Origin of the sequence: Sphingomonas sp. 10B4 (assembly GCF_035019905.1) — a bacterium.
GTDB classification, from domain to species: Bacteria; Pseudomonadota; Alphaproteobacteria; order Sphingomonadales; family Sphingomonadaceae; genus Sphingomonas; species Sphingomonas glacialis.
Map to the genome: position 1 here is coordinate 1 of NZ_JASJVC010000282.1, position 278 is coordinate 278.

General features: G+C 56.8%; 1 protein-coding gene. It reads left to right on the plus strand.

The window, feature by feature from the left end:
- Positions 1 to 246: S1 RNA-binding domain-containing protein (locus QN347_RS19825; protein ID WP_323494400.1), on the plus strand; the 246-nt coding region annotated here is incomplete at its 5' end.
- Positions 247 to 278: the final 32 nt, after the last annotated feature.

Genomic DNA, 278 nt, shown 5'->3' on the forward strand with positions numbered 1-278 from the left:
GATCCGCACAGCGTGGTCAAAGCTGGTCAAGTTGTCAAAGTCAAGGTACTCGAAGTCGATGTAAAACGGCAACGTATCGCCTTGACCATGCGTCTGACTGATTCTGCCCCACAAGCAGGCAGCAAGCCGGAACAACGCGCCGATCGCAATGACACCAAACGCTTGCAACAACACCGCTCGCAAGCTCCGGCAGCTGCGCCTTCAGGCAACGCCATGGCGGCGGCGTTTGCCAAACTGCGCAGCTGATTCAATTCTGCAGACGAACACGGAGGCCTAAG